General features: G+C 64.8%; 24 protein-coding genes and 1 pseudogene. 9 read left to right on the top strand and 16 right to left on the bottom strand.

Features of this window, described 5'->3' with window-relative positions; all coding sequences use genetic code 11:
• Positions 1-24: 24 nt before the first annotated feature.
• The 3 genes from ACMDW7_RS04070 to ACMDW7_RS04060 are packed head-to-tail and all read left to right on the top strand — an operon-like array spanning position 25 to position 2762.
• Positions 25-1233: a DUF3426 domain-containing protein gene (locus tag ACMDW7_RS04070; protein ID WP_377305340.1), complete on the top strand. Its 1209-nt coding sequence runs from the start codon at positions 25-27 to the stop codon at positions 1231-1233.
• A 53-nt stretch (positions 1234-1286) separates the two neighbouring features.
• Positions 1287-2216 carry a carbohydrate kinase family protein gene (locus ACMDW7_RS04065; protein WP_377305342.1) on the top strand — a complete coding sequence of 310 codons (930 nt, stop codon included), beginning with the start codon at positions 1287-1289 and terminating at the stop codon, positions 2214-2216.
• Positions 2217-2258: 42 nt separating this feature from the next.
• Positions 2259-2762 (top strand): glycine zipper 2TM domain-containing protein, encoded by a 504-nt coding sequence (locus ACMDW7_RS04060; protein WP_377305344.1) that lies wholly within the window; start codon positions 2259-2261, stop codon positions 2760-2762.
• A gap of 194 nt (positions 2763-2956) precedes the next feature.
• Here the strand turns inward: ACMDW7_RS04060 and ACMDW7_RS04055 are convergent, their stop codons facing one another.
• The 3 genes from ACMDW7_RS04055 to ACMDW7_RS04045 all read right to left on the bottom strand — a co-directional run bounded on the left by ACMDW7_RS04055 (position 2957) and on the right by ACMDW7_RS04045 (position 7924).
• Positions 2957-3469 carry a histone H1-like DNA-binding protein gene (locus ACMDW7_RS04055; RefSeq protein WP_054125757.1) on the bottom strand — a complete coding sequence of 171 codons (513 nt, stop codon included), beginning with the start codon at positions 3467-3469 and terminating at the stop codon, positions 2957-2959.
• A 331-nt stretch (positions 3470-3800) separates the two neighbouring features.
• Positions 3801-4994, bottom strand: a complete 1194-nt coding sequence (locus tag ACMDW7_RS04050) for a ribonucleotide-diphosphate reductase subunit beta (protein WP_377305346.1) — start codon at positions 4992-4994, stop codon at positions 3801-3803.
• A gap of 80 nt (positions 4995-5074) precedes the next feature.
• Entirely contained in the window at positions 5075-7924 is a 2850-nt protein-coding gene (locus tag ACMDW7_RS04045; RefSeq protein WP_377306141.1) for a ribonucleoside-diphosphate reductase subunit alpha, read from the bottom strand.
• Between the two features lie 246 nt (positions 7925-8170).
• Between ACMDW7_RS04045 and ACMDW7_RS04040 the strand changes: the two genes are divergently transcribed.
• Positions 8171-8410 (top strand): hypothetical protein, encoded by a 240-nt coding sequence (locus ACMDW7_RS04040; protein WP_377305348.1) that lies wholly within the window; start codon positions 8171-8173, stop codon positions 8408-8410.
• Between the two features lie 165 nt (positions 8411-8575).
• Here the strand turns inward: ACMDW7_RS04040 and ampD are convergent, their stop codons facing one another.
• The 5 genes from ampD to ACMDW7_RS04015 are packed head-to-tail and all read right to left on the bottom strand — an operon-like array spanning position 8576 to position 13399.
• Positions 8576-9196: a 1,6-anhydro-N-acetylmuramyl-L-alanine amidase AmpD gene (gene ampD, locus ACMDW7_RS04035; protein WP_377305350.1), complete on the bottom strand. Its 621-nt coding sequence runs from the start codon at positions 9194-9196 to the stop codon at positions 8576-8578.
• Positions 9197-9198: 2 nt separating this feature from the next.
• The gene (locus ACMDW7_RS04030; protein ID WP_377305352.1) at positions 9199-10653 is read right to left on the bottom strand and encodes a sigma-54-dependent transcriptional regulator; all 1455 of its coding nucleotides are present in this window, start codon (positions 10651-10653) and stop codon (positions 9199-9201) included.
• Positions 10650-12254, bottom strand: coding sequence for a sensor histidine kinase (locus ACMDW7_RS04025; RefSeq protein WP_377305354.1), 1605 nt, complete (start codon positions 12252-12254; stop codon positions 10650-10652). The genes ACMDW7_RS04030 and ACMDW7_RS04025 overlap by 4 nt, the downstream gene beginning before the upstream one ends.
• Positions 12255-12279: 25 nt before the next feature.
• The gene (locus ACMDW7_RS04020) at positions 12280-12525 is read right to left on the bottom strand and encodes a PP0621 family protein (protein WP_377305355.1); all 246 of its coding nucleotides are present in this window, start codon (positions 12523-12525) and stop codon (positions 12280-12282) included.
• Positions 12526-12547: 22 nt separating this feature from the next.
• A complete protein-coding gene (locus tag ACMDW7_RS04015) occupies positions 12548-13399 on the bottom strand; it encodes an inner membrane protein YpjD (protein WP_414859607.1) in 852 nt (283 codons plus the stop codon).
• 137 nt (positions 13400-13536) lie between these two features.
• On the opposite strand from ACMDW7_RS04015, the gene ffh reads away from it, so the two are divergent.
• The 4 genes from ffh to ACMDW7_RS03995 all read left to right on the top strand — a co-directional run bounded on the left by ffh (position 13537) and on the right by ACMDW7_RS03995 (position 18116).
• Positions 13537-14919: a signal recognition particle protein gene (gene ffh / locus ACMDW7_RS04010; RefSeq protein ID WP_377305359.1), complete on the top strand. Its 1383-nt coding sequence runs from the start codon at positions 13537-13539 to the stop codon at positions 14917-14919.
• Between the two features lie 21 nt (positions 14920-14940).
• A complete protein-coding gene (gene mnmC / locus ACMDW7_RS04005; RefSeq protein WP_377305361.1) occupies positions 14941-16875 on the top strand; it encodes an FAD-dependent 5-carboxymethylaminomethyl-2-thiouridine(34) oxidoreductase MnmC in 1935 nt (644 codons plus the stop codon).
• Complete coding sequence (locus tag ACMDW7_RS04000; protein ID WP_377305363.1) at positions 16872-17237, top strand: hypothetical protein; 366 nt, start codon at positions 16872-16874, stop codon at positions 17235-17237. Before mnmC ends, ACMDW7_RS04000 begins: the two co-directional genes overlap by 4 nt.
• A 99-nt stretch (positions 17238-17336) precedes the next feature.
• The gene (locus ACMDW7_RS03995; protein ID WP_377305365.1) at positions 17337-18116 is read left to right on the top strand and encodes a YkgJ family cysteine cluster protein; all 780 of its coding nucleotides are present in this window, start codon (positions 17337-17339) and stop codon (positions 18114-18116) included.
• A gap of 335 nt (positions 18117-18451) precedes the next feature.
• Here the strand turns inward: ACMDW7_RS03995 and ACMDW7_RS03990 are convergent, their stop codons facing one another.
• The 3 genes from ACMDW7_RS03990 to ACMDW7_RS03980 are packed head-to-tail and all read right to left on the bottom strand — an operon-like array spanning position 18452 to position 21962.
• Positions 18452-19516, bottom strand: a complete 1065-nt coding sequence (locus ACMDW7_RS03990) for a TraB/GumN family protein (protein ID WP_377305367.1) — start codon at positions 19514-19516, stop codon at positions 18452-18454.
• Entirely contained in the window at positions 19513-20238 is a 726-nt protein-coding gene (locus tag ACMDW7_RS03985) for a lytic transglycosylase domain-containing protein (protein ID WP_377305369.1), read from the bottom strand. The genes ACMDW7_RS03990 and ACMDW7_RS03985 overlap by 4 nt, the downstream gene beginning before the upstream one ends.
• Positions 20235-21962 (bottom strand): proline--tRNA ligase, encoded by a 1728-nt coding sequence (locus tag ACMDW7_RS03980; protein WP_377305371.1) that lies wholly within the window; start codon positions 21960-21962, stop codon positions 20235-20237. Before ACMDW7_RS03980 ends, ACMDW7_RS03985 begins: the two co-directional genes overlap by 4 nt.
• A gap of 126 nt (positions 21963-22088) precedes the next feature.
• On the opposite strand from ACMDW7_RS03980, the gene ACMDW7_RS03975 reads away from it, so the two are divergent.
• The gene (locus ACMDW7_RS03975; protein ID WP_377305373.1) at positions 22089-22745 is read left to right on the top strand and encodes an RNA pyrophosphohydrolase; all 657 of its coding nucleotides are present in this window, start codon (positions 22089-22091) and stop codon (positions 22743-22745) included.
• Between the two features lie 83 nt (positions 22746-22828).
• On the opposite strand, the gene proB is transcribed toward ACMDW7_RS03975, so the two are convergent.
• The 5 genes and pseudogenes from proB to rplU form a co-directional block, all read right to left on the bottom strand.
• Complete coding sequence (proB, locus tag ACMDW7_RS03970) at positions 22829-23959, bottom strand: glutamate 5-kinase (protein ID WP_377306143.1); 1131 nt, start codon at positions 23957-23959, stop codon at positions 22829-22831.
• A gap of 29 nt (positions 23960-23988) precedes the next feature.
• Entirely contained in the window at positions 23989-25101 is a 1113-nt protein-coding gene (gene obgE / locus ACMDW7_RS03965) for a GTPase ObgE (RefSeq protein WP_377305375.1), read from the bottom strand.
• 324 nt (positions 25102-25425) lie between these two features.
• Positions 25426-25683, bottom strand: a complete 258-nt coding sequence (gene rpmA / locus ACMDW7_RS03960) for a 50S ribosomal protein L27 (protein ID WP_054125708.1) — start codon at positions 25681-25683, stop codon at positions 25426-25428.
• A gap of 13 nt (positions 25684-25696) precedes the next feature.
• On the bottom strand, positions 25697-25960 hold the full coding sequence (locus tag ACMDW7_RS03955) for a DUF4332 domain-containing protein (protein ID WP_377306145.1): 264 nt from the start codon (positions 25958-25960) through the stop codon (positions 25697-25699).
• A 33-nt stretch (positions 25961-25993) separates the two neighbouring features.
• A pseudogene (gene rplU / locus ACMDW7_RS03950) lies at positions 25994-26302 on the bottom strand (50S ribosomal protein L21); the annotation flags it as partial.
• Between the last annotated feature and the right edge of the window lie 250 nt (positions 26303-26552).

The following is a 26552-nucleotide window of genomic DNA, read 5'->3' as shown; positions in this document are numbered from 1 at the left end:
CGTCTTTCGCGGCCCCTGTTCGCAATGAGCCTGGCAGCCACCTGCCCGCAGTGTCACACCCTGTTCCGCGTCGTCCCTGACCAGCTCAAGCTGCGTGGCGGCATGGTGCGCTGCGGTGCTTGCCAGCATGTGTTCAACGCGAATCTGTCGCTGTCATTTGTGGCAGAAGACGCGATCGCACTGCGCCGCCGGGCGCAGCGGCTGGACGCAGCGCGTACGCCTCGTCCCGCGCTGCCAAGCACCGAAACGCCGCAGCCTGCAACGACCGTGGCAGAGCCGCCACCCGCCGCCGCCGAGCGTGTAACTGATGCTGCGACCCCGGCGAACAGCCTGGAGCGCCCGTCAATCGCCGCGTTTGCCGAGCAGCGCGGTGCAGCGACACGGGTCGATCCGCAAGCCGATATGCAAGTGGCGGCGGTCGCTGCGCCTCAGCAGAGTGCGGAAGCGACAGCAGCCGATGCCCAGACCGGAAGCCGAGCCACCGAGGTCGATGCCGCGCGCCTCGCCCGGCGCGAGCAGCGCATGGCCCGTGCCAAGGCTCTGCGCGAAATGCAGCGGGCTGCCGATACTCCCGTCGAGGCCACCGAGATCAGTGTGGCTGCCAGTAGCGCTGCTGCCGTGCACCCGGACCCGGCTCCCGCCGCTGGCGGTGGGGTCGCACAGACTGCTGAACCCGCAGCACCCGTGCTGCTCAGCGCCATCGATACGCAGGATCTGGCCGCCGCATTTCTGGCACGCGAACAGGCCGCCGAGCGGCGCGCGCGGCGCTGGCGGCGCGCTGCAGCGGCCGGGAGCGCGCTCGCATTGGTCGCTCTGGGTGCGCAACTGGCCTACGCCATGCGCGACGAGATCGCCCAGCTGCAGCCGGCTGCGAAGCCCGCGCTGTCGGCTGCGTGCGAGTGGCTGGGTTGCAGCGTGACCTTGCCACGCCACGCTCGCGCCCTCTCACTGGAATCCATCCAGCTCGAAGCCCTCGACCGCAACGGCCACTACCGCGTCAGCACGGTGCTGCGCAATACAGGCAGCGTCACCACGGCAGCGCCCTATCTTGAGATCAGCTTTACCAACAAGAGCGACGGCCTGCTTGCTCGCAAGGTTCTGGCGCCCGAACAGTGGCTGCCGGCACCCGTTGTGCGCGATGGCTTGGCGCCCGGCGCCGAGGTTTCGGCTCGGTTTGGGCTGGAGTCCTCGCTGGAGCTGCTCGGCTACACCGCCGCGGTGTTCTACCCCTGAAGCACCGCTGCAGCACGAATCCATCCCTTCCACCTGTCAGAGACCCACTTGAAATGAGCGCATGCATCTGCGGTTCCGTCGCCTTCGACACGATCATGGAATTTGATGGTCGCTTTGGCGATCACATCCTGCCGGACAAGGTGCACATTCTGAACGTCTCCTTTCTGGTCCCGGCGATGAAGCGGGAGTTCGGCGGTTGTGCCGGCAACATCGCCTATGCGCTGAAGCAGCTGGGAGGTGATCCGCGGATCGTCGCGGCGGTCGGCAACGACAGTCCTGTGTATCTGGAACGGCTACGCGGTCTCGGCATCAGCACGGAGGCCATTCGTGTGGTGCCTGAGACCTACACCGCGCAGGCATTCATCACGACGGATGACGGCAACAACCAGATCACGGCCTTTCATCCAGGTGCCATGATGCAGTCGCATCTGGCGTCCGTCAGCGCGGCGGGTGCGGTAAAGATCGGCATCATTGCGCCGGATGGCAAGGACGGCATGCTGGTCCACGCGCGCCAGATGCGCGACGCCGGCATTCCGTTCATCTTCGATCCGGGCCAGGCGCTGCCCATCTTCTCCGGGCCAGAGTTGCTGGACCTCGTCAGCATGGCGGATTGGCTTGCAGTGAATGACTACGAGGGGCAGTTGGTCGCCGAGAAGACCGGCAAACCTTTGGCCGAGCTCTCCCTGAACCTGCGAGCCGTAATCGTCACGCGGGGCGAGCACGGTGTTGAACTGATCCAGAACGGCAAGGTCAGATCGGTACACGCGATGCGCGCATCGGACGTTGTGGATCCAACGGGCTGCGGCGACGCATTCCGCGGAGGCCTGCTCTTTGGGCTGATCCAAGGCATGAGCCTGGAGGAAAGCGTGCAGATCGGTGCCGTGATGGGCGCCCTGAAGATTGCGCATCCAGGTGGCCAGAACTATCGCACGAGCTGGGATGAAGTTCGTGCGCTGATTGCAACGCACTACCCCGTGACCTGAGCCGAGCATGCTCTGGTCCCTACGCCCGCTGAAGGAGGCGTCATGACTGTCCAATCGAATCTCGCGCGCGCGAAGCCGCGCATCAACCGCAAGCTCGTCGCTGTCAGTCTGCTGGCAGCGGCCCTCCTGGCGAGCGGCTGCGCCACGAGCTCCAACTCGGCATCGGTGTACTCGGCCAACCAGACTCAGCGCGAATACACAGTTCGCATGGCAGTGGTCGAAAGCGTCCGTGAGGTCAGCATCGAGCGGCAGCAGACGGGCTTGGGTACCGGTGCCGGCGCCATTGTCGGCGGCATCGCCGGTTCCTCGATCGGCGGTCGCCGCGAAAACATCGCAGGTGCCGTGCTGGGCGCGGTCGCCGGCGGCGTGATCGGTCAAGCGGTTGAAGGTGCAGGTAATCGGCGCAAGGGCGTGGAGATTCTTCTTCGCTATCCGAATGGCGACCTGCGCGCCATCGTGCAGGAGGACGACGGCCAAGGGCTGAAGGCCGGGGATACCGTACGCGTCATGCAATCAGGTGGCGTCACGCGCGTCGTGCGCGGATAGTTCTGCCTGCTGGAGGTCTGCGACGCATCAGAGGCGATTCCGCGCCGCGGGTCGCAGCCCCGGGTCGCGTTGTATCAGGCGCCAAGCACGTCAGCGCCAGCTCGCTCAGACACGCTCTGCAATGAAAAACCCCGAGGGTCTTGCGACACCTCGGGGTTGCCCTTCAGATTCCTAAGTAGGTCGAGAAGCTCGACTTACGGACGGGAACCCGTCGGGAAGGGCCATGCTGCCGCTGGGTTCAGCGGAGCCTTGGCACCAGGCGCGGCGGCAGTCACCGGCGCAGCAGCTGGAGCCGCGGCCGCGGGCTTCGACTCCACTTTCTTGGCTGCTGGCTTAGGCGCTTTTTTTGCTGCTGCGGGCTTCGCGGCAGGCTTCGCAGCGGGCTTGGCGGCCGGCTTCTTGGCAGCAGGCTTTGCAGCCTTCTTCGCAGGAGCCTTCTTGGCTGCGGGCTTCTTGGCGGCAGCCTTCTTGGCCGGTGCAGCCTTCTTCGCTGCAGGCTTCTTGGCGGCAGCCTTCTTGGCCGGAGCGGCCTTCTTTGCTGCAACCTTCTTCGCTGCGGGCTTCTTAGCAGCAGCCTTCTTGGCCGGAGCGGCCTTCTTGGCAGCCGGCTTCTTAGCAGCAGCCTTCTTGGCCGGAGCGGCCTTCTTGGCAGCCGGCTTCTTCGCCGGGGCGGCCTTCTTGGCCGCGGGTTTCTTGGCAGTTGCCATGGTGCTCTCCTTCACGTGAATGAGCATGCTTCAAAAAAGCACCCGATGCCGCAAACGCGTATTGGCATCGAGTGATTCATCGGCACAGGCGGACTGCTGCCTGTGGCTGATGAATCCCGCACCAGGCCCTTCGAGAAAGCGAGAGTCGTCGATCGCGACGTGGGACTTTCGCCTTACCGAAAGACCAAAAAAAATGCCGAGCCCATGCCCGGCATTTTCTGGATCAGAAAAAATTCAGAGGACACATCACCCGCCGAAGAATGGCTCTGCGTTTGGCTCTTGCGGGTGTTGCTGCGTTGGTTCAACGCTTGCTGTCCTCTTGACAATCAACTTACTCCCAGTTTAGCGCGCCACCGGTCTGATACTCAATAACTCTCGTCTCAAAAAAGTTACGCTGCTTCTTCAAGTCGATCACTTCACTCATCCAAGGAAACGGATTCGTGGCCTGCGGGAAGAGTGCCTCGAGACCGATCTGCACTGCACGACGATTGGCGACGAAGCGCAGATACTCCTTGAACATCGGCGCATTCAGACCCAGCACACCGCGAGGCATCGTGTCCTCTGCGTAGCGGTATTCAAGATCCACGGCCTTGATGAAGAGCTCCTTGATACGCTCGCGGAACTCCGGCGTCCAGAGGTGCGGGTTCTCGAGCTTGATCTGGTTGATGAGGTCGATGCCGAAATTGCAGTGCATTGACTCATCTCGCAGGATGTACATGTACTGCTCGGCCGCTCCGGTCATCTTGTTCTGACGACCCAGCGCGAGGATCTGTACGAAGCCGACATAGAAGAACAGACCTTCCATGAGGCAGGCAAAGACGATCAGGCTCTCCAGCAGCTTGCGGTCGTTTTCAGGCGTACCGGTGCGAAAGTTCGGGTCCATGATCTGGTCGATGAACGGAACCAGAAACTCATCCTTGTCACGGATCGAGGACACCTCGTGGTACGCGTTGAAGATCTCGGACTCGTCCAGTCCAAGACTCTCCACGATGTACTGGTACGCGTGCGTGTGGATTGCTTCCTCGAAGGCTTGACGCAGCAGGAACTGCCGACACTCGGGCGCCGTGATGTGGCGATAGGTACCCAGCGTGATGTTGTTGGCAGCCAGCGAGTCTGCCGTAACGAAGAAACCCAGGTTGCGCTTGATGATGCGGCGTTCGTCCTCCGTCAACCCGTTCGGGTTCTTCCAGAGTTCGATGTCGCGCTGCATGTTGATCTCTTGCGGCATCCAGTGGTTCGCGCAGCCGGCGAGATACTTTTCCCAAGCCCACTTGTACTTGAAGGGCACGAGCTGATTGACGTCCGTCTGGCCGTTGATGACACGCTTGTCCACGGCCTTCACGCGCGTCGTGCTCGTTGCGACGACGGAACTGGCAGCGGCAGGTACCGCCTGCGGTTGGCGCGGAGGCATGGCCGACTGATCTGCGGTCGCGAGCCTGGTCGGCGCAGATGGCATCGGAGTGGCGGGACGCACGGGCTGCAATGCCGGCGAGGGCGTACTGACTTCATCATCCCAGGAAAGCATTCTGGCTCCTGCTGAAACTTCAACTCAATTTAAGAAACATGAGCGCGCCGGGTGGATCAGGCACGCGCTTGCACCAAAACTCACTGACAGGCTTCGCACTCTTCGAAACCTGGATCGCCCGGACGCATTGTGCAGACCTGGCCGACGATCTCCGGCTCGGGTAACACCGGCGCCGCGCCCATTGCAGGTGCCGCATCGCTCTGCGAGGACACTGCATTGAGTTCTCCACCGCGCCCCGTGGACTTCTCGGCACTGGTCGCCGCGAGCGTGCGCAGGTAGTAGGTGGTCTTCAAACCGCGCAGCCACGCCAGCTTGTAGGTTTCATCAAGCTTCTTGCCCGAGGCGCCAGCCATGTAGATGTTCAGACTCTGCGCCTGATCGATCCATTTCTGGCGGCGTGCAGCCGCTTCGATGATCCACGAAGTATCCACTTCGAATGCGGTCGCATAGAGCTTGCGCACTTCAGGCGGTACCCGATCAATACGGGCCAATGAGCCATCGAAATACTTCAGGTCGGCGACCATGACCTCGTCCCACAGCCCGCGTTCCTTGAGATCACGGACCATGTACTCGTTCAGCTCGGTGAACTCGCCAGAGAGGTTCGACTGCACGTACAGGTTCTGATACGCGGGCTCGATGCAAGCCGACACACCAATGATGTTGGAGATGGTTGCAGTGGGCGCGATGGCCACGCAGTTCGAGTTGCGCATACCGTGCTGCTTGATGCGATTGCGCAGCGACTCCCAGTCCATCGTGCTGGACATGTCGATCTCGACATAGCCGCCGCGTTGCTCGGCCAGGAGCTTGAGGGTGTCCTGCGGAAGGATCCCACGATCCCAGAGCGAGCCCTTGAAGCTGGAGTAGCGGCCGCGCTCCTCGGCCAGCTCAGTCGAAGCCCAATAGGCGTAATAGCAGACCGCTTCCATGGACGTGTCAGCAAACTCCACAGCCGCCTGGGACGCGTAAGGCACGCGCATCATGTGCAGGCAGTCCTGGAAGCCCATGATGCCCATGCCGACGGGGCGATGCTTCAAGTTGGAATTGCGCGCCTTGGCCACCGAGTAATAGTTGATGTCGATGACGTTGTCGAGCATGCGCATGGCGGTACTGACCGTCTTGCGCACCTTGTCCTGATCCAGCACGAGACCGCCCTTGCCGTCCGGAACCATGTGGTTCACCAGGTTCACCGAACCCAGGTTGCACACGGCGATCTCGGAATCGCTCGTATTCAGGGTGATTTCCGTGCAGAGGTTGGAGCTGTGCACCACGCCGACATGCTGCTGCGGGCTGCGCAGGTTGCACGGGTCCTTGAACGTGATCCAAGGGTGGCCGGTTTCGAACAGCATGGCCAGCATCTTGCGCCACAGCTGTACAGCCGGAATCCGCTTGAAGAGCTTTAGGCGACCGGAATCGGCATCGGCTTCGTAGCGGGTATACGCGGCTTCAAAGTCGGAACCGAACTTGTCATGCAGGTCAGGGCAGTCGCTCGGGCTGAACAGGGTCCAGTCCTTGCCTTCCATGACGCGCTTCATGAACAGGTCGGGAATCCAGTTCGCCGTGTTCATGTCGTGCGTACGGCGACGGTCATCGCCCGTGTTCTTGCGCAGCTCGAGGAACTCCTCGATGTCCAGGTGCCAGCTTTCCAGATAGGTGCAGACCGCGCCCTTGCGCTTGCCGCCCTGGTTCACGGCCACGGCGGTGTCATTGACCACCTTCAGGAAAGGCACCACACCCTGGCTCTGGCCATTGGTGCCCTTGATCCAGGAGCCCATTGCGCGGACCGGCGTCCAGTCGTTGCCCAGGCCGCCGGCATACTTGGCAAGCAGCGCGTTTTCCTTGATGGCTTCGTAGATGCCGTCGAGGTCATCGGCCACTGTGGTGAGGTAGCAGGACGAGAGCTGGCTGCGCAGGGTACCGGAGTTGAACAGGGTCGGCGTCGAGCTCATGAAGTCGAAGCTGGAGAGCAGCTCGTAGAACTCGATGGCGCGGGCCTCACGGTCCACCTCCTGCAGCGCCAAACCCATGGCCACGCGCATGAAGAAGGCCTGCGGCAGTTCGATGCGGCGCTTCTTTACGTGCAGGAAATAGCGGTCATACAGCGTCTGAAGGCCCAGGTAGGTGAACTGCATGTCGCGCTCAGGCTTGATGGCTGCGCCCAGCCGCTTCAGGTCGAAGCGCAGCAGCTCTTCGTTGAGCAGCTCGTTGTCCACACCGATCTTGATGAAACGCGGGAAGTACTCTGCGTACTTCTCGCCCATCTGGGCCTGAATGGCTTCCTCGCCGAGCACTTCCTTGCGGATCGTGTGCAGCAGCAGGCGCGCGGTAACGCGGGTGTAGTCCGGATCCTTCTCGATCAGGGCACGCGCCGCAAGGATCGCGGCCTTGAACACCTCATCGATCGGCATGCCGTCGTACAGATCGCGGAAGGTCTGCTCAATGATCAGGTCGGCGCTCACCTGGTTACCGAGACCCTCACAGGCCGAGACCACAAGCGCACGCAGCGCGGCTTCGTCCAGCGGCACGGAGCGACCATCCACATTGACGTGCATGCGGGCACGCAACTCCTCGCGCTCGGCATCCTGCTGGGCCGCTCGGGCTCGCGAACGCTCCTCGCGATAGAGCACGTAGGCGCGAGCCACGTTGTGCTCGCCAGCACGCATCAGGGAAAGCTCCACCTGATCCTGCACATCTTCGATATGGAAGGTGCCGCCCGCGGGTTGGCGACGGATCAGCGCATTGACCACCATGTTGGTCAGCATTTCGACCTGTTCACGCACGCGGGCCGAGGCTGCGCCCTGACCACCGTTGACAGCCAAAAAGGCCTTGGTCATGGCCACGGCGATCTTCGCCGGCTCAAACGGCACGACTGCGCCGTTGCGACGGATGATCTTGTAGTCGGCAAACGCCTGACCGGGTGCGGCAGCGCCCATTTCACTGGCCGCCACGCCACCCAGCAGGGCGGGGTTTGCGCCCGAGCGGGCTTCGGTGGTCTGCAGACTCATTGCTTCTCCTCAGTCTTTTCTTGCGAATAGATGTCGGCCCCACAAAGCCCGGAGGGAAAAAATCACCCCGGGTCTTCACGAGACCCTGATGTTCAGATCTTGCTTCTTGGGAAGGATGATCCGGCTTACCGGCCCATCAGGCAGCGCGTGACATGATGCGGAACAATTGCATTCATGACCGCGACTGGCGCGGGATCAACTGGATGGTCGAGTTCGGAGGAGCGGTTGAGCCTGTTGCAGGTGTGCGGGCATTTCTTGCTGCATCCGCTGATTGCACTGCACATCGCGCAGCGCCAGATCGTCGGATTGCCGAATCACTACAACCATGGCTTCCACCCCTTCGAATCGGGCCTTGCTCCAACTCGACACAAACTGCATTGTACGACGTCGGGCATGGCCTCCGACAAGTTATAGAGCACTATCCGTAGTGGCACAAGCACTCCAGGCAACTAAGTGTAGTGTTTGAACGACCCGCTGAGAACGATCGAGATTTGGTGCGGCTTGCCGCGTGAAACCGGCGCGAAAGCCGCATCAACACTTGCTCTTCGCCCCGCAACGACCGATGCGGATAAGTGGATTTCAGCTGTCGACAGCTTGCGTTGACCGGGCATCCGAGGGTAAGCCCGAGCGGCGCAGGAAACGCGGCCAATCGAAGTGGGGGCCTGGGTCGGTCTTGCGCCCGGGCGCAATCTCCGAGTGCCCGCGCACATGCGCCAGAGGCAGGCGCCGCGCGAGCCAGCGCGACAGGCGTGCGCCGGCCGCATACTGGGCGCGCGTGAAGGCGCGGTCGTCCGTACCTTCGAACTCGATCCCCACCGAGAAGTCGTTACAGCGTTCCCGAACGTTTGTCGCCGTGATCAGCTGGGACACGCCTGCGTGCCAGGCGCGCCGATGGATGTCCACAAACTGAACGATGCGGCCGCTCCGTCGAACGAAAAAGTGCGCGGAGACGCGCAGTTCTGCAATCTGGCCGAAGAATGGGTGCGCCGAAGGGTCGAGCCGATTTGTAAACAGCGCTTGCACCGCGCCGCCGCCGAAGCGTCCGGGCGGCAGAGAGATGTTGTGGACCACGAGAAGATCCACTGGATAGGCGCCGCTGCGTTCATCCGCATTGGGAGAGAAACAGCGCCGCGCGCTCCGGTACCAGCCGTGTGCAGGGTCACGCCTGAGCGCACACCGACGCTTCACGCGGCAAGCCATGCTCACTTGATGCCCAGCCGCTGAAGACGGTACCGAAACTGGCGGAATGACAAGCCCAGCAACTCGGCCGCCTGCGTGCGGTTGTAGCGGGTCTTGAGCAGCGCCTGCTCGATGAGCTTGCGCTCGATCGAATCCAGATGGGCCTCGAGATCCAGAGGAAACTCGACCGCACCCTCCCCGGGGCCGATGGCACTCGCCGTCGCCGGCGCTACGTCGGACTGCGACGCGCCGAGAGGCGCCGCCTCCTCGTCTGTCGATGCAACTGGCGCCAGGCCACGCGCGGCCAATTGAATGGCGTCACGGTCAATCGATGCGCCGTCAGACAGAGCCACCGCGCGCTCGAGCACGTTTTCCAATTCGCGCACGTTGCCAGGAAACCGCAACGTGGCCAGCACCGTCTGCGCGCTCTCAGTGAGCTTGACACCAGACGTCCCGTGTCGTTCGGCAATCCGCGTGAGCAGATGCTTGGCGAGCAGCGGAATGTCTTCGGCACGCTCGGACAAGGCCGGCATCTTGAGTTCGATCACGTTGAGCCGGTAATACAAGTCCTGGCGGAAACCACCGCCAGCCACCAGCTTGGCCAGATCCTTGTGCGTGGCAGAGATCAGGCGCACATCGACAGGCTCCTCCAGGGTGGCGCCGACCTTGCGAACCTTGCGCTCCTGTATGGCGCGCAAGAGCTTGACCTGCATCGCCAGGGGCAGATCGGCCACTTCATCAAGGAGCAGTGTGCCGCCGTGGGCCGCCTGGAAAAAGCCGTCACGATCTTCGTTGGCGCCGGTGAAAGCCCCCTTGCGATAGCCGAAGAACTCAGCCTCCATGAGGTGCTCGGGGATGGCGCCGCAGTTCACGGCGATGAACGGGCCGGACGCGCGTCCGCCCTGCGCATGGATCGAGCGGGCTGCGAGTTCCTTGCCGCTGCCCGAGGGACCGGAGATGGCCACGGGTGCCATCGTGCGCGCCAGACGCGCAATGAGCTCACGCACCTGCACTACCGCACGCGACTCGCCCTGCAGGCTGGGTATGTCTGTACGCACGCCTTCGCGCGTGCCGGCGCGCTCCTCGCGGCGGGCAGCAGGCTTAAACACATTGCCGATCAATTGCTTAAGCGTGGCGAACTCGATCGGCTTCTCAACGTAGTCGAAGGCTCCTGCCTTGAGTGCGGCCACGGCGGTTTCAGCGCTGCCATAGGCTGTAATCATTGCCACAGGCAGCCCTGCGGCGGTAGCGAGCGCAACCACGTCCACACCGGTGCCGTCGGGCAGGTTCATGTCAGTGAGCACGAGCGCGAACCCGGGCTTGCCCAGCCAGGCTCGCGCTTCGGTCACGGAGCCGGCGGTCTCGCAGTCTAGCCCCATGCGAAGCAGGCTGAGTGAGAGCAGCTCACGCAGATCGGCTTCGTCATCCACCACCAGGACCTTGCCTGGCGACTCACGCTCTGTACTGCTACGTGTCATTCCTTGCTCCGTAGGCGGATCACGAACATCTTCTGCGGCATCTCGGCGCGCCCGCGCTCCTCGTACGTGATCTGGGCGCGATTAGCTACACAGTATTCACGCGCAAGATACAAGCCCAGGCCGGTGCCGCTGCGTTCGGTGGTGTGAAAGGGCTCGAAGAGGTGTGCGCGCACCTCAGGGGCGATCAGCGGGCCGTCGTCCATCACCTGGATCTCGCCCAGGCCCGTTCGCACCCTCACCAGGCGGACTGAAACCCCGGAACGTGCGTGACGCCTCGCATTGCGCAGCAGGTTGATGAGCGTCAGCCGCAAGTGCAGCGGATCAAACCACACGGTCAGGCGCCCATCCACAGGCACCCCACCGATCGAAGGCACCTCCTGCAAGACATCACGGATGAGCGCGCCCACATCCACATCGGCCGGCTGGACGCGATCCACGCGGGTGACGGCAAGCACGTCCTCGATGATGTGGTTGATGCGCTGGGCATTGGTCCGCACGATCTCGACCAATCTCGCATTGGCACGCGATTCACTCAGCGCCGGATCCTGCCCGAGCAGCTCTGCAGCCTGCGTGATGGAGGCAAGCGGATTGCGGATCTCGTGCGCGATCGAACCCGACATCCGCCCCATGGCGGCCAGCTTGCTGCGTTGCGCGCGCTCGGCGGCGGCCTCGGCCGGCTCGATGAAGGCCACGAGGTCGGACTCGTTGGACAGGCCTCGCGCCACTTCGGTCACCCGAACCAGCAGCACGGGTTCGCCGGGCACCTCATCAAACACGACGGCCTGCGCCTCCGCAGCGGTACTGCCCTGCACGCGGGACTGCTCCTCGATGCTGCGTTGCAGGGGCGCCAGGCTCCTTCGCGTATCGAGTCGGTCGCCCGGCTCGACCACGATGCCCATAGAAGTAAGGAGCTGCCGCGCACTCGGGCTGATAGCCCGCACCACCTGGCTCGGGTCCAGCACGATCACGCCGGGCGCAAGCTCCTGCATCACCTGCTGGGAGAGCAGGGTCTCCTTGAGCGCGAGTTCCTCGGCTTCGCGCGCCAGACGTTCGTTGGTCTCGGCGCGTTGCGTCAGACCGTGCATGAGCATCACAAGTCCGAAGGCCACAACACCGTGCAGTCCAGTCAATACCCAGGCCGGCTCCGCGGCGGTGTAGATCGACCGGTAGGCCGCATCGCCTAGCAGCAGCAGTGCAGCCGCCGCGGCGCACATGAGGCTGATGGCGCGGGGCAGCAGCAACCCCGCGGCCGCCAGCGGCATGAGCAGCAGTACTGCGAGTCCGCTGCGAATGCCATCCGCCTGGAACAGGATCTGCCCGATGAACAGCAGATCGAGAAAGAACTGGGCGAGCACCTGCGCATGGAAGCTGCGCCGGATTGTGAGCGCCAGCCACGCGAAGCCACCCGAGAACGCAAAGTACGTCAGCAGAAGGGCCAGCCACTGGCCTTCCGAAGGCAGGTTGGCACCGCCGAGCTGCGCGCCCAGGAGCACCTGCGCCAGTACCAGCGCAGCGAGCACGAAGCACCGCGCCAGTGCGAATATGGACAAGGACCGCCAGGCATTCACACCGGGCAGACTGGTCAGGGACAGGACACTCATGCGTGCAAGCGCACCGGCAGCGGACTCAGGCGTCCTGCGCCTTATTCGCGTGCGCCTCGGTGCAGTAGAAGCGCCCGCCGCGCACCACGCCGGCCGACATGGGCGTCATGGCGCCGCAATGCTGACACGCAAGCATCCGCTCTGAGGTGCCGCGTGCGACGGTCTTTGGCGGAACGTCGGCGTCATCGTCGCGGTTGCGCGCGCTCAGTGCGCGCCTGATGGCGTAGGCAATCACGAAGAACAGGATCAGTATCAGGACGATCTTGCCCAAGGGACTCTCCAGAAACAGGCCTTCAGCCCAGACGATGCAGGATGGCTTCAGCCACGAAACGGCTACCCACGTACGCGAGTGACAGCATGAGGAAGCCCCACAGCGTCCAACGCACCGCGGTGCGCCCGCGCCAGCCACCAAGCCAGCGGCCCAGCAGCAAACCCAGTAGCGTGGCCCAGGCCAGCACAGAAAAAACGGTCTTGTGATCGACCCGCAAACCGCCCATACCAGCGCCTTCTGCCACGACGACACCAAGCGCCAGCGCGATGCTGAGCACTACGAAGCCCACAAAGAGCATGCGAAACAGCAGGTGCTCAAGCGGTACCAGGGCGGGGGCGTTGCGCTGCAGCACTGCACGCAGCGGATTCACCGGGTGGGGGCGCTCGAGACTCTTGCGGTGAAGGCCACGATCCACCACCACCATCATCACGGCGTGGACGGCAGCGATGCCGACAATGGCGTAGGCCACCATGGCCAGCCAAAGGTGTGCCTTGAGCAGCGGATGGCCAACAGGCAGCACCACGCCGTTGAACCACAGCGGCAACGGAAGCGCCACGGCCGCGGCGCCAAATACCATGGGCCGCATGACGTGGATGCGGACATAGCGTTCCTCCAGCAGGAAGAACAGGACGCCCAGGGCAGTGAATAGCGTCAGTGCCTGCGCGAACCCGAAGCGCATGCCGCTGACGTTGTGGAAGTCCTGACCCAGCAGCGTCACGTGAGCCAGCAGCGCCACCCAGGGCAGGCGCAGCTCCAGGCCCGCGGGCCGGTAGAACTCCATCCCTTGCATGCGGCTGGCCGCACGCAGCGCCAGCGCGGCATAGCAGGCGCAGGCCAGCGCATACACTATCCAGATGATGTGACGGGGCTCCATCTCGCCGAGTGTAGCGGCGCGGTTCTGCGCCTTTGCCTGCGTGCCGCGCGCTGCGATTCGCACCGCGTCTTGCAGGTCGAATGACCCACCCGACGCCACCGCGGCCGCCCTGCCCCAACCCTGTTCCGGTTACCGCCATGCTCGAATCCCTCTCCACCCGCCTGGCCCGCGTCGTCAAGACGATGAAGGGCGAGGCCCGTCTGACCGAATCCAACACCGCCGACATGCTGCGCGAGATCCGCATGGCGCTGCTGGAGGCGGACGTCGCCCTGCCCGTGGTCCGCGAGTTCATCGCCAAGGTGAAGGAGCGCGCACTCGGTCAGGACGTGGTGGGCTCGCTCTCGCCCGGTCAAGCCCTCGTGGGCGTGGTGCACCGCGAGCTGGCCAATGTGATTGGTGCCGATCTGGGCAAGGAGGCCAGCCAGATCAATCTGGCCACCCAGCCGCCGGCCATCATCCTCATGGCCGGTCTGCAGGGCGCGGGCAAGACCACTACCGTGGCCAAGCTCGCCAAGCATCTAATAGATACACGCAAGAAAAAGGTGCTCACGGTCTCCGGCGACGTCTATCGCCCCGCCGCCATCGAGCAGCTCAAGACCGTGACCGGCCAGGCCGGCGCCGAGTGGTTCCCGTCCACGCCAGACCAGAAGCCGGTGGACATTGCCAGAGCAGCGCTGGATTACGCCCGCAACCACTACTTTGATGTGCTGATCGTCGACACCGCCGGTCGACTCGCGATCGACGACGCGATGATGAAGGAGATCGCCGAGCTGCACGCCGCGATCAAGCCGATCGAGACCCTGTTCGTCGTCGACGCCATGCAGGGCCAGGACGCGGTCAACGTGGCCAAGGCTTTCTCGGACGCGCTGCCGCTGACCGGCGTGGTACTGACCAAGACCGACGGCGACAGCCGCGGCGGTGCAGCGCTTTCGGTACGGCACATCACTGGCAAGCCGATCAAGTTCATCGGCGTGTCCGAGAAGATCGGCGGGCTGGAAGCCTTTGATGCCGACGGCTTTGCCAACCGCATCCTGGGCATGGGCGACATCGTCGCGCTGGTGCAGGAAGCCACCAAGGCCATCGATGTGGCCGAAGCGCAGAAGCTGGCCGAGAAGCTCAAGAAGGGCAACCGCTTCGACCTGGAAGACTTCAAGGCGCAAATCGGCCAGATGAAGAATATGGGCGGCATGCAGGGCATCCTGGACAAGCTGCCGGCGCAGTTCCAGCAGGCGGCCAGCCAGGTCAATCAGGACGAGGCCGCCAAGAAGGTGCGCCGCATGGAAGGCATCATCAACAGCATGACGCCCGGCGAGCGCGCCAAGCCCGAGCTCATCAAGGCCACCCGCAAGCGCCGCATTGCTGCCGGTGCGGGCGTGACCGTGCAGGAGGTCAACCGCCTGCTCAATGAGTTCGACCAGATCGCCGGCATGATGAAAAAGATGCAGGGCGGCGGCCTGGGCAAGATGATGCGCGCCATGGGTGGCATGAAACGCGGCTTTCCCGGCTTCGGGCCGAAATAAGGCGCCGCGCCCGGTCAGGCCGTGAGCATCCAGAGCGCCCGCATCGAGGCTGCGGAGTCCGGCACGCCCCTCGCAGCATGCTTTGGTGACGTCTACCACCCCACGGCCGGTGCGCGCGCGCAGGCCGAGCATGTCTTTCTGCGCGGCTGCGGCCTGCCGGAACGCTGGCGCGGCCGCCCCCAGTTCACGGTGCTCGAAACCGGCTTTGGCCTGGGCAACAACTTCCTGACCCTGCTGGCCGCCTGGCGCGACGATGCCCAGCGCTGCGACCGGCTGCACGTGGTGTCGATCGACGCGCACCCTCCCACGTGTGAAGACTTGGCGCACTGGCTGGGTGCAGGCGGCACCGAAGACGCAGATCGCAACGCCCTGATCGCCCAGTGGCCTCCAGCCATCGCCGGCCTGCACCGCCTGCAGTTTGCAGACGGCCGCGTCACGCTCACGCTCGCCTTGGGCGATGTGCAGGTACTGCTGCCCAAGCTCGCCGTGCGGGCGGATGCGATCTTCATGGACGGCTTTGCGCCGGCCAAGAACCCGACCATGTGGGACACCGCAGTGTGCAAGGCGCTGGCAGAGCGCGCCGCGCCCGGCGCCCTGCTCGCCACCTGGTGCGCCACAGGCCAGCTGCGCCGCAATCTGGCGGACTGCGGCTTTGTGGTCGAGAAGCAGCCCGGCTTTGGCCACAAGCGCGAGATGACCGTGGCGCGCTGGCCGGGTGCTGCCGCAGCCACGACGCCCGCACCCCGGCATGCAGCCACTGGCACAGACGTCATCGTTGTCGGCGCCGGTTTGGCTGGCGCCGCAGTGGCCGCCAGCCTTGCGCGCCGCGGCCTGCGTGTGGCCGTGCTGGAGCGCGATGACGAGCCGGCCGCGCGCACTTCGAGTCACCTGGCTGCCGCCTTCCGCCCGGCCATGGCGCGCGGCGCCACGCCGCTCTCACGCCTCACACTCGCCGGCTGCCTGCTGGCAGCGCAGCACTGGCCGCAGCATGCTTGGCAGGCCAGCGGCACGCTGCAGATGGAGCAGGACGGCGCCGAAGGCCGGGCGCTGCTGGACGCCCAAGCCTGGCCGGCGGACTTCGCGCGTTGGGTTAAACAGGACGAAGCCGCGAGCCTGCTCGGCCTGCGCCCTGCCGCCGGCGGCATCTGGTTTGCTCGCATGGGCTGGGCCAGGCCGAGTGAACTGGTGGCGCACTGGCTCGCGCAGCCGCGTGTGGCCCTGCATGTTCGCGCCTGTGTGGCACAAGTTGATCGCAGCGCAGCCGGCTGGTGCGTCGCCACCGCAGACGGACGCACGTTTGAAGCGGCCCAGCTCGTGCTGGCGCAAGGCCCGGCGGATCTGCCGGGCGGAGCAGCGCTGCAACCATCGCTGGGTCTGCACCAGCTGCCGCTTGCGCCGGTACGCGGCCAGTGCAGCCTGATCGAGGGCCTCGCACCGCAGCTCAAGGCCGTGCTGGCCGGTGCGGGCTACCTGCTGCCCGCGCAAGGCAGCACCACCGTCTTCGGTGCCAGCTACGAGCATGGCGAGGCCGGGGAGGACGAACGCGAGTCCAGCCACCAGCAGGCACAGGCCAAGGCGGCCGGGCTCTGGCCGGGCTTCGAGGCCGCTGCCCAAGGCAAACCGCGCCGCGCCTGGACCGGCGTGCGCGTGGTTACCCCCGACCGGTTGCCAGTCATCGGCGCCCTGCCCGATCTGCAAGCGGCACCAAACGCCCGCCCCGGCGCCCCCCAGCTGGCCGACATGCCCCGCCTGCGCGGCGCATGGATCGCCAATGCCTATGGCTCGCGCGGCCTCACTTATGCCCTGCTGGGTGGTGAGCTCATTGCGGCGCAGATGCTGGGCGAGCCGCTGCCCGTCGAACGCGATCTGGCCGACGCCGTGGACCCGGCGCGGTTTGCGTGGCGGGCGCTCAAGCGTGGTGAGGGCCGGCAACGTGGACTTCATTCAAGCCCATGACCAAACCCGCCCCGCCGAATCAAACTGACGCTACCGGCTCGGACGAGCCACGATTCGCTGATGGTTCGACTCTGCCCTCACTCGACAATCTTGAATCGCTGATCGCGCAAGCCCATCAGCGCGCGCACGATCTGGCCCAATCCGACCCAGCGGCCGCGTCAATGTGGTCACTTCGAGCGAACAGTCTCATGGCGATGCGAAAGCGACTGCGCTTGCTCAACGCAAGATCCGGGGCGCTGCTGCGCCGCGCCGCCCAAGAACGGGAGGCGGCTCACAAGCGTGACCGGATGATCGCAATCGGCCGCCTCATCGTGGTCGCCTTGCTTGTGGTCACTGCTTTTTTGATGGAGTACAGGGGCTAGGGTCGCCGCGACAGAGTGTGGCTCGCAACAAAGCGGGATCGCCAAAGCGCGCGTGATGCCGTTCAATCAGGCGAGTTTTTGCTTGCGAGAACCCGCACCATGGCCGCCCCCGTCCAACCTCCTGACCTCTATCTCGACACCGAACTGCGCGTGCGCAATCGTGGCATCCGCATTGAGCTGGATGTACCGCAGCGGCTGGAGTCTGCCGAGTTTCTGCTGCCCACGGCGCGCAGGCTCGCCAACCGGGTGATCCAGATTGCGGTGGAGGATGTAGCCGCCGCGGGTGAGCCGATCAGTTGCAAGGCGGGCTGCGGGGCCTGCTGCAAGCAGCTGGTGCCGATCCTGCCGAGCGAGGCGCGGCGAATTGCGAAGATCGTCGATGAGATGCCGCAGCCGCGCCAAGGTGTGATCCGCGAGCGGTTTGCGCAGGCCAGTCAGGCTATGCAGGCCGCCAAGATTGACGCGGCGCTGCGCAGCGCCGCCAACACGCTCACGCCCGATGAGGCTAACGCCCTGGGCATGAAGTACTTCGAGATGGGTGTGAGCTGCCCCTTCTTGGAAGAAGGCTCCTGCTCGATCTATGAGGAACGGCCGCTGATCTGCCGGGAGTATCTGGTGTCCTCGCCGGCCAGCGAGTGCGAGTGGCCCACGGCCGAGAAGATCAAGAAGGTGGCGATCCCGGCCAAGGTGGCGCAGGCCGCGATGCAGCTGGAGCAGGACGCGCAGGGCCGCCGCTGGGTGGCGCTGACGCACTCGCTGGACTACGCGCAGACCCACCCGGAGCCCACGGACCGCGTGAGCGCACCGGAGCTGGTGACGCGCTTCTTCAACGCGCTGGCGGATGCGAAGCTGCCCGCGGGGCCAGGCATGGGCAGATAAATAATCCTTTTTCAGCCATATTTTTGGTAGAAGACGCTATCTCGCATTTCCTGTTTCAGTGCGCGGAATCGGGCCACATGAAGATCGGAAACAAGCGAAATTAAATCACTTTCGGCCAAAAATATCGGGCCGTGCCTGTGTTGGCGGCGTGAGGCCAGCGGGCGGTGATTCGTGGCCGCTGCGGCACCGACCATGGCGTCCGCACGCCCTGGCGGATCTGCGCAAAACGCAGCAGACCGCTGCAGCGTGTCAGCGGCCCTCAGGCCTTGGCACGTGATGGGCGCGAGCGACTGGCGCCAGCCATCGGTGCAAGACAGCAGCGCAAGACAGCGGCATCAGCCGCCCGAGGCGACCTGCCCCGGCCGCTCGACGCGGCGCACCTCGAAGCCGGCCTTGCGCAGCAACGCGATCAGGCCACGCTCGCCGGGCAGGTGTAGGGCACCCACCGCCACCATCACACTGGGCTCCTTGCCCGCCAGGGCAACGATGCGCTCCACCATCTGCGGGTGGCGTGAAAGCAGCAGCTCCTCGTTGAGCCAGCGGTCCGAGGCGCGCGCGGTCGCCGGGTCGGTGTTGACCATGGCGGCCAGCGCCTTCAAGTCACCCTGCTCCCAGGCGCGCACAAGCTGCTGCAAGTCCGCCGGCATGCTGCTGCCCTGGGCGTACTGCAGCGCCTGCTCCACGTATTCGCGCAGCACATTGCCGGGCATGGCATCGAGCATGGCGAACTGCTGCTCGACGGATTCCAGTTCCACGATCGGCAGGCGGCGCTGCTTGGCCGCGCCCATCAGGAAGACCTCGCTGCCCGCCGTGGCCACGTAGCCGCCGCGGGCAAAGGCCGAGATCGAGAGCTGGTTGGCCAGGAACCAGGGTTTCATCACTCGCGCCTGCCCCGCTGACAGACCCGCCTGCCGTGCGCCGGCGCGCAGACGCTCGACCAAGTCCGCGGGCAAGCCAGCAGCGGCGGTCTGCGCGTCACTCGCCACGGCGTAGCGCTGCAGGGCCAGCTGAATCGGCAGGGCCTGCGAGACGTCCACTTCCACGGCCAGGGCCGACGCACGCGCCAGCGCCGCCTGCAGGGCGGCGTCCTGCGTCCAGTCCGGTCGGCCCACATGCAGGGTGCCGTACAGACTGTGGGTCTTGCCGTCCTTGCTGAAGGTGTAGAGCGGGCCGCGGGCGATCTGGGCCGGGGCCGCAGGCTGCGCCTGTGCAGCGCTGCCTGCGCCGTTGGCGGCCGGTCCGCCCGGGGTCGCAGGCGCACCGCCGGTGCTGGCGCAGCCGGCCAGCGCAAGCGCCAGCGTGGCGGCGGCGCCCAGCCGGGCCGGCAGGCTGCCGCGCAGTCGCTGCAGCACGCCCTTTGCAGCGATGAACAGGTGCTTGAGCGGCGGGGTTCGGATCATGGGGTGTCCTTGAACTTCCAGCGCTCCCAGGCGGCGAGCACGGCGTTGGGGTAGGGGTCCCGCCCGCGGCTGCCGTTGTAGCGGCCCAGGGCGAGGAAGAGATTGCCGTTCTCGCGGTCGATGTAATGGCGCAGGATGGTGCAGCCGTAGCGCAGATTGGTGTGCATGTGGAAGAGCTTTCGCACGTCGCCATCGCCAATCGTGCGTGTCCAGAAGGGCATCACCTGCATCAGCCCACGCGCGTCGGCGTCGCTGATGGCGTACTTGCGGAAGTTGCTCTCCACCTGGATCAGGCCGAGCACCATGCCGGGGTCCACACCGGCGCGCTTGGCTTCGTAATAGATGGTCTCCAGCAGCTCGATGCGGGTGCGCGCATCCATCTCGCGGCGCCGCTTGGCAAGGCGCTCGTCCATGGCGGAGAGCCAGCGCTGGTAGCGCGCGCGCTCCTCCGGCTTCTCATAGCGCCACACCGGCGGCGCCTTGTCCGCAATCGCCGCGGCCAGCGCGGTGCGCACGTTGTCAGCCAGCGTTTCTTCCTTCTGGGCGCCGGCGAATGCGGCGGGGGCTGCGATTGCCAGACACAGCAGCGCGACGCCCCGATACAGAACCGAAGAATGGCTCTGGATCAGGCTCTTCAGACCAAAATGGCTGAAGAACCTTGCCAGACAAGCGGAAAGGCTTTTGAAAAGCGCGTCCAGCAGCATCAACGAAGCGGCGATCACGCGGCCAGTGCCGCCTTCACATGCGCGGCAATGTCGCCCACGGCCACTGGCGTGGCTGCAGCGTCACGGCGAGCCTGGTACTCGACCTTGCCTTCCTTGAGCCCACGCTCACCGATGGTCACGCGGTGCGGCACACCGATCAGTTCCCAGTCGGCAAACATGACGCCCGGGCGCTCGCCGCGATCGTCCAGCAGCACGTCGATGCCGGCGGCTTGCAGCTCGGCATAGAGCCTGTCGGCCTCGGCTTTCACGGCCTCGATGCGGTCGTAGCCCACCGGGCAGATCACCACGGCAAAGGGTGCAATGGAGGCAGGCCAGATCATGCCCTTCTCATCATGGTTCTGCTCGATGGCCGCGCCCAGGATGCGCGTGACGCCGATGCCGTAGCAACCCATCTCCATGAGCGCAGGCTTGCCCGTCTCATCGAGGAAGGTGGCGTTCATGGCCTTGCTGTACTTGGTACCGAGGTAGAACACGTGGCCCACCTCGATGCCGCGCTGGATGGCCAGCACGCCCTTGCCGTCCGGCGAGGGATCGCCCTCGCGGATGTTGCGGATGTCGGCCACCAGATCGGGCTCGGGCAGATCGCGGCCCCAGTTCACGCCGGTGAAGTGGAAATCCACCTCGTTTGCGCCACAGACGAAGTCACTCATGTTCGCCACGGTGCGGTCCGCGATCACGCGAACGGGCTTGTTCATGCCGCTGGGTCCGAGGTACCCGGGCTTGCAGCCGAAGTGCTCGACGATCTCGGCCTCGGTGGCAAAGCGCCAGCCGTCCTTCATGCCCTCGATCTTGCCGGCCTTCACTTCATTGAGGTCATGGTCGCCGCGCACCAGCAGCAGGTGGATCACCGCGCCCTTGTCGGTATCGGTCGCGAGCACCAGGGACTTCACTGTGCGCTCCAGCGGAATACCCAGCAACGCAGCCACGTCTTCGCAAGTGCTCTTGCCGGGCGTGGGGGTCTTTTGCATCGCCTGGGCTGCAGCGGCACGCGCCGCCACCAGGGCCACGGCTTCGGCCAGCTCGATATTGGCGGCGTAGTCGCTCGTGGGGCAGTAGGCGATTGCGTCCTCGCCGGTGTCGGCAATCACCTGGAACTCGTGGCTCTTGTCGCCGCCGATTGCACCGGTGTCGGCCGCCACGGCGCGGTAGGTCAGACCCAGGCGATCAAAGATCTTGCAGTACGCGGCGTACATCGCCTCATAGCTCTTGCCGGCGTCCTCAACGGTGCGGTCGAAGGAATAGGCGTCCTTCATCGTGAACTCGCGCCCGCGCATCACGCCAAAGCGCGGCCGGCGCTCGTCGCGGAACTTGGTCTGGATGTGATAGAAGTTCTTGGGCAGCTGGCGGTAGCTCTTGATCTCCTGGCGCGCGATATCGGTCACCACCTCTTCGCTGGTGGGCTGGATGATGAAGTCGCGGCCATGGCGGTCCTTCACGCGCAGCAGCTCGGGGCCCATCTTGTCGAAGCGGCCCGTCTCCTGCCAAACCTCGGCGGGCTGCACCACGGGCATGAGCAGCTCGATGGCGCCGGCGCGGTTCATCTCCTCGCGGATGATGGTCTCCACCTTGCGGATGATGCGCAGGCCCATCGGCATGTAGTTGTAGATACCGCCGGCCAGCTTCTTGATCAGACCGCCGCGCAGCATGAGCTTCTGGCTCACGATGTCCGCGTCAGCAGGGGCCTCTTTGAGGGTGGAGATGTGGAATCGACTGGCGCGCATGAAGTTGTGAACCGATGCAGAAAGATGCGGGGGAATTCGCGGCGCGAAAGCAGGGTTTCACCCTGTCATCGACGCGAAGCTTGTGATTAGAATCGGCCCAGATTGTAAAGATTTGAGGTAGTCATCATGCTCGACAAGGAGGGCTTCCGCCCGAATGTCGGCATCATCCTGCTCAACCACAAGAACGAGGTCTTCTGGGGCAAACGGATTCGGGAACACTCATGGCAATTCCCTCAAGGGGGCATCAAGTACGGGGAATCTCCCGTGCAGGCGATGTTCCGCGAGCTGGAAGAGGAAATTGGCCTGAAGCCGGAGCACGTGAAGATTCTCGGCCGCACGCGCGGCTGGTTGCGCTATGAGGTGCCGGATCACTGGATCCGCAGAGAGTGGCGCGGGCATTACCGCGGCCAGAAGCAGATCTGGTTTCTGCTGCGTCTGCTTGGACGCGACAGCCAGATCGACCTGCGGGCCTCCACCCACCCGGAGTTCGACGCCTGGCGCTGGAGCAATTACTGGGTCGAGCTCGACGCAGTAATCGAGTTCAAGCGCGAGGTCTATCAACTCGCATTGACCGAGCTTGCGCAGTACATCCAGCGCCGCCAGGAGGGCAACCGCTACCTGCGCGGCCATGTGCACCTGACGCAGCAGGCCGAGGAAAGCCATCCGCCCGCTGCGGACCTGAACTCGGACACAGTGATCGGTCCCATCACGGGCATCCACTTCGAGGGCGAGCCGGAGGAGCCGCCTGCGGAGGCCGAGCCGAAGTCGGCGGCGGGCTGCTAGCGACGCACTGCGCTGCAGTTCAAGAGCAAAACGGCTGGGAGCACCCCAGCCGTTTTTCTTTGGTCCGCGAGAAGGTGGCGGCTTCAGCCCACCAGCACCATGTTGCTGCGGTGGATGATCTCCGGGTCCTCCACAAAGCCCAGGATCGCCTCGATCTGGCTGGAGGGCTTGCGCGCGATCAGGCGTGCCTCGGCGGCCGAGTAATTGGACAGACCGCGCGCCACTTCCACACCCGCATCGTCCACACAGGCCACCAGCGCACCGCGACCAAACTCGCCATCCACGCGCGCCACGCCGATGGGCAGCAGGCTCTTGCCGTCTTCACGCAGCGCGCGCACGGCCCCGGCGTCCAGCACGAGCTTGCCGGCGACCTGCAGGTGGTCGGCCATCCACTGCTTGAACGCGCTGCGCTTGGCGGTCTGCGCCACCAGCAGCGTGCCGATCGATTCACCCGCCGCCAGGCGCGTGAGCACATCGGCCTCACGGCCAGAGGCGATCACGGTGGAGGTACCGCTCATGGCCGCGCGCTTGGCCGCCAGGATCTTGGTGATCATGCCGCCCTTGCCGATGCTGGAGCCAGCGCCGCCCGCCATGGCTTCGAGCGTCGGATCGCCCGCGGTCGCTTCGCTGATGAAGCGAGCGCTGGCGTCCTTGCGCGGATCGGCCGAGTACAGGCCGCGCTGGTCGGTCAGGATGACCAGCAGATCGGCATCGATCAGATTGGCTACGACAGCACCCAGGGTGTCGTTGTCGCCGAACTTGATTTCGTCCGTGACGACGGTGTCGTTCTCGTTGATCACAGGCACCACCCGCAGGGCCAGCAGGGTCTGCAGGGCGCTGCGCGCATTCAGATAGCGCTCGCGGTCCGCGTGGTCGGCATGTGTGAGCAACACCTGCGCGGTCTGGATGCCGTGCTGCTTGAAGCTGGATTCATAGATCTGTGCGAGGCCCATCTGGCCCACTGCGGCGGCGGCCTGGAGTTCATGGATGGCCGTGGGCCGCTTGGGCCAGCCCAGTCGCTTGACGCCCTCGGCAATCGCGCCTGAGGACACCATCACTACCTCACGCCCTTCGGCCCAGAGCCCGGCGATCTGCGTCGCCCATTCGGCAATGCGTGCCGCGTCCAGCCCGCGGCCGTCGTTGGTGACGAGGCTGGAGCCGACCTTGACGACGATGCGACGCGCCTGGGTCAGTGCGGCGGTACCTGAAAGCATCACCGCCGCATTCTGGGCCGTGCCAGCGCTCATGCCTCGCCCTCGCCAGCCTGGCCGGGCGCTGCCGCGGCACTGCCCTCGGGTGCCGTGCGGTCGAAGCGCTCGTCAAAGGCACGCGGCTTGGCTTCGTCGCGGATCTGCACAAGCGCCTTGTACAGGTCGAGAACGAGCGGCTCGCAGCCCTCGCGCGTGAGCGCGGAGATGCTGTAGATCGGGCCCTTCCACTTGTAGCGCTTGACGAAGTCCTTCACGCGCGCGGCGCGCTCGTCCTCGGGGATCATGTCGAGCTTGTTGAGCACCAGCCAGCGCGGCTTGGCTGCAAGCTCTGGGTCGTACTTCTCGAGCTCCTTGACGATGGCACGGGCTTCCTTGACCGGGTCCACGGCGTCATCGAACGGCGCCAGATCCACCAGATGCAGCAGCACGCGCGTGCGCGCGAGGTGCTTGAGAAACTGGTGCCCCAGGCCGGCGCCCTCGGCCGCACCTTCGATCAGGCCGGGAATGTCGGCAATGACGAAGCTCTTCTCGTCGCTCACGCGCACCACACCCAGGTTGGGGTGCAGGGTCGTGAAGGGATAGTCGGCAATCTTCGGGCGCGCATTGCTCACCGCCGAGATGAAGGTGCTCTTGCCGGCGTTGGGCATGCCGAGCAGGCCGACGTCGGCCAGCACCTTCAGCTCGAGCCGCAGCACGCGGTGCTCGCCATCGCGGCCGGGCGTGAACTGGCGCGGGGCGCGGTTCACGCTGCTCTTGAAGTGGATGTTGCCCAGGCCGCCGTCGCCGCCCTTGGCCAGCAACACGCGCTGACCGTGGTGGGTAAGGTCGAACAAGGGCGTGTCGGTCTCGGCGTCGATGATCAACGTGCCCACAGGCATGCGCAGCTCGATGTCCTCGGCGGCAGCGCCGTACTGATCCTTGCCGCGACCATGTTCGCCATTGCGGGCGAGGTGCTTCTTGGCAAAGCGGTAGTCCACGAGGGTGTTGATGTTCTCATCGGCCACGCCCCAGATGCTGCCGCCCTTGCCGCCATCGCCTCCGTCCGGGCCGCCCTTGGGCACGAACTTCTCGCGGCGCATCGACGCCGAGCCGTTGCCGCCGCGGCCGGCGGTCACTTCGATGGTGGCTTCGTCGATGAATTTCATGGTGCGTGCTCTGGAGGATGGGATGCAGACGCGGAGCCGATGAAGTGCCCGACAGGCACGATCACGACAGACGTTCCGCTTGTCTGGTGCGGTTCTCCAGCCATTTTGGCCTGAAGAAGCGCATGAATACTTGGTCTAGCTGTTTACTTCCGGGTGCCACGGTATCCCGCAACACCGCCCGACAACATCACCGGTTCCGCATCGCAAGGCGCACAAGCCAAAGACCACGCGCTGCAAGGCACAAAAACAAAGGGCCTCGCACCGCGAGGCCCTTGTTGCTGCAGCCTGCGCTGCGGCCGATGACGCTGTACAGCTTTGCGTCAATCAGGCCTGGCTCACGTTCACGGTACGGCGCTTGAACGGGCCCTTGACTGCAAAGTTCACCTTGCCGTCGATCAGCGCATACAGGGTGTGGTCCTTGCCCATGCCGACGTTCACGCCGGGATGGAACTCGGTGCCACGCTGGCGCACGATGATGGAGCCGGCATTGATGTCCTGGCCGCCATACACCTTCACGCCCAGTCGCTTGCTTTCGCTGTCGCGACCGTTCCGCGTCGAGCCGCCGCCTTTTTTCTGTGCCATGGTCGCTTACTCCTTACTTGGCCTTGCCGCCGACGAGCTCGTCTTGCAGCGTCTTGAGTTCGTCCCACTTGCCGTCACGGGCCAGCGCGGCCTGCTGGGGCCAGCTGTCCGGCTTGTGGCTTGCGAAGCGCGAGCCACCGGCCTTCAGGATCTCGGCGATCGCGTCCACCTTGGCATCTGCCAGGGCAGCGAAGGTGGTGATGCCGGCTGCGCGCAGCAGCTCGGCGATCTTCGGGCCGATGCCTTCGACGATCGTCAGGTCTTCGGCCTTGGACACCGCCGGCGCATCTGCCTTGGCCGACTGGCCGGCACCGCTGATCTCGCTGATGAACAGCTCGGTGAACCACTGACGATGACCCTGCCGCTTCTGGTAGTGCTTGCGGCGGCGCATCTTGAAGATCTTGACCTTGTCGGCTCGACCATGGGCAAGCACCGTCGCCTTGACTGCCGCACCAGCCACCAGGGGGGTGCCCACCGCAACGGTGTCACCGGCGCCCACGGCCAGAACGGAATCAATCGTGATGACTTGGCCAGGTTCCGCAGCGATCTGTTCTACCTTGAGTTTTTCGCCGGCTGACACGCGATACTGCTTGCCACCGGTTTTTATGACTGCGTACATGTTGACCTCTTGAAATTGATCTCCACCGCTTTTCGCGCGCGGAGCCCGAAAGTATCTCACGAATCAAGGACTTAAGGCAAGTTTGGTCGCTGCGGCAACTGGGCGGCTGGCTCTAGGTGAGCCCCGATTTCTATAATTTGCTGATTCTTGCGTTTTGCGCCGCAATTCCTGCGTTGGCGCGAGCGCCGTGACTCCCTGCGACTCTCACTGCCAGCGGCACCGACTTGACCCCCTTCCTGGAACCCCTCGC

The organism is Piscinibacterium candidicorallinum (assembly GCF_047549485.1).
GTDB lineage: Bacteria > Pseudomonadota > Gammaproteobacteria > Burkholderiales > Burkholderiaceae_C > Piscinibacterium > Piscinibacterium candidicorallinum.
Note: the sequence above shows the minus strand (reverse complement) of the source record. Positions and strands in the feature narration are given on the sequence as shown.

What these genes read in the sequence shown, in the direction of transcription:
- ACMDW7_RS04070 (WP_377305340.1), top strand. Translation starts at nt 25, where the DNA reads ATGAGCCTGGCAGCCACCTGCCCGCAGTGTCACACCCTGTTCCGCGTC.
- ACMDW7_RS04065 (WP_377305342.1), top strand. Translation starts at nt 1,287, where the DNA reads ATGAGCGCATGCATCTGCGGTTCCGTCGCCTTCGACACGATCATGGAA.
- ACMDW7_RS04060 (WP_377305344.1), top strand. Translation starts at nt 2,259, where the DNA reads ATGACTGTCCAATCGAATCTCGCGCGCGCGAAGCCGCGCATCAACCGC.
- ACMDW7_RS04055 (WP_054125757.1), bottom strand. Translation starts at nt 3,469, where the DNA reads ATGGCAACTGCCAAGAAACCCGCGGCCAAGAAGGCCGCCCCGGCGAAG.
- ACMDW7_RS04050 (WP_377305346.1), bottom strand. Translation starts at nt 4,994, where the DNA reads ATGCTTTCCTGGGATGATGAAGTCAGTACGCCCTCGCCGGCATTGCAG.
- ACMDW7_RS04045 (WP_377306141.1), bottom strand. Translation starts at nt 7,924, where the DNA reads ATGGGCGCTGCCGCACCCGGTCAGGCGTTTGCCGACTACAAGATCATC.
- ACMDW7_RS04040 (WP_377305348.1), top strand. Translation starts at nt 8,171, where the DNA reads ATGACCGCGACTGGCGCGGGATCAACTGGATGGTCGAGTTCGGAGGAG.
- ampD (WP_377305350.1), bottom strand. Translation starts at nt 9,196, where the DNA reads ATGGCTTGCCGCGTGAAGCGTCGGTGTGCGCTCAGGCGTGACCCTGCA.
- ACMDW7_RS04030 (WP_377305352.1), bottom strand. Translation starts at nt 10,653, where the DNA reads ATGACACGTAGCAGTACAGAGCGTGAGTCGCCAGGCAAGGTCCTGGTG.
- ACMDW7_RS04025 (WP_377305354.1), bottom strand. Translation starts at nt 12,254, where the DNA reads ATGAGTGTCCTGTCCCTGACCAGTCTGCCCGGTGTGAATGCCTGGCGG.
- ACMDW7_RS04015 (WP_414859607.1), bottom strand. Translation starts at nt 13,399, where the DNA reads ATGGAGCCCCGTCACATCATCTGGATAGTGTATGCGCTGGCCTGCGCC.
- ffh (WP_377305359.1), top strand. Translation starts at nt 13,537, where the DNA reads ATGCTCGAATCCCTCTCCACCCGCCTGGCCCGCGTCGTCAAGACGATG.
- ACMDW7_RS04000 (WP_377305363.1), top strand. Translation starts at nt 16,872, where the DNA reads ATGACCAAACCCGCCCCGCCGAATCAAACTGACGCTACCGGCTCGGAC.
- ACMDW7_RS03995 (WP_377305365.1), top strand. Translation starts at nt 17,337, where the DNA reads ATGGCCGCCCCCGTCCAACCTCCTGACCTCTATCTCGACACCGAACTG.
- ACMDW7_RS03990 (WP_377305367.1), bottom strand. Translation starts at nt 19,516, where the DNA reads ATGATCCGAACCCCGCCGCTCAAGCACCTGTTCATCGCTGCAAAGGGC.
- ACMDW7_RS03980 (WP_377305371.1), bottom strand. Translation starts at nt 21,962, where the DNA reads ATGCGCGCCAGTCGATTCCACATCTCCACCCTCAAAGAGGCCCCTGCT.
- ACMDW7_RS03975 (WP_377305373.1), top strand. Translation starts at nt 22,089, where the DNA reads ATGCTCGACAAGGAGGGCTTCCGCCCGAATGTCGGCATCATCCTGCTC.
- proB (WP_377306143.1), bottom strand. Translation starts at nt 23,959, where the DNA reads ATGCTTTCAGGTACCGCCGCACTGACCCAGGCGCGTCGCATCGTCGTC.
- obgE (WP_377305375.1), bottom strand. Translation starts at nt 25,101, where the DNA reads ATGAAATTCATCGACGAAGCCACCATCGAAGTGACCGCCGGCCGCGGC.
- rpmA (WP_054125708.1), bottom strand. Translation starts at nt 25,683, where the DNA reads ATGGCACAGAAAAAAGGCGGCGGCTCGACGCGGAACGGTCGCGACAGC.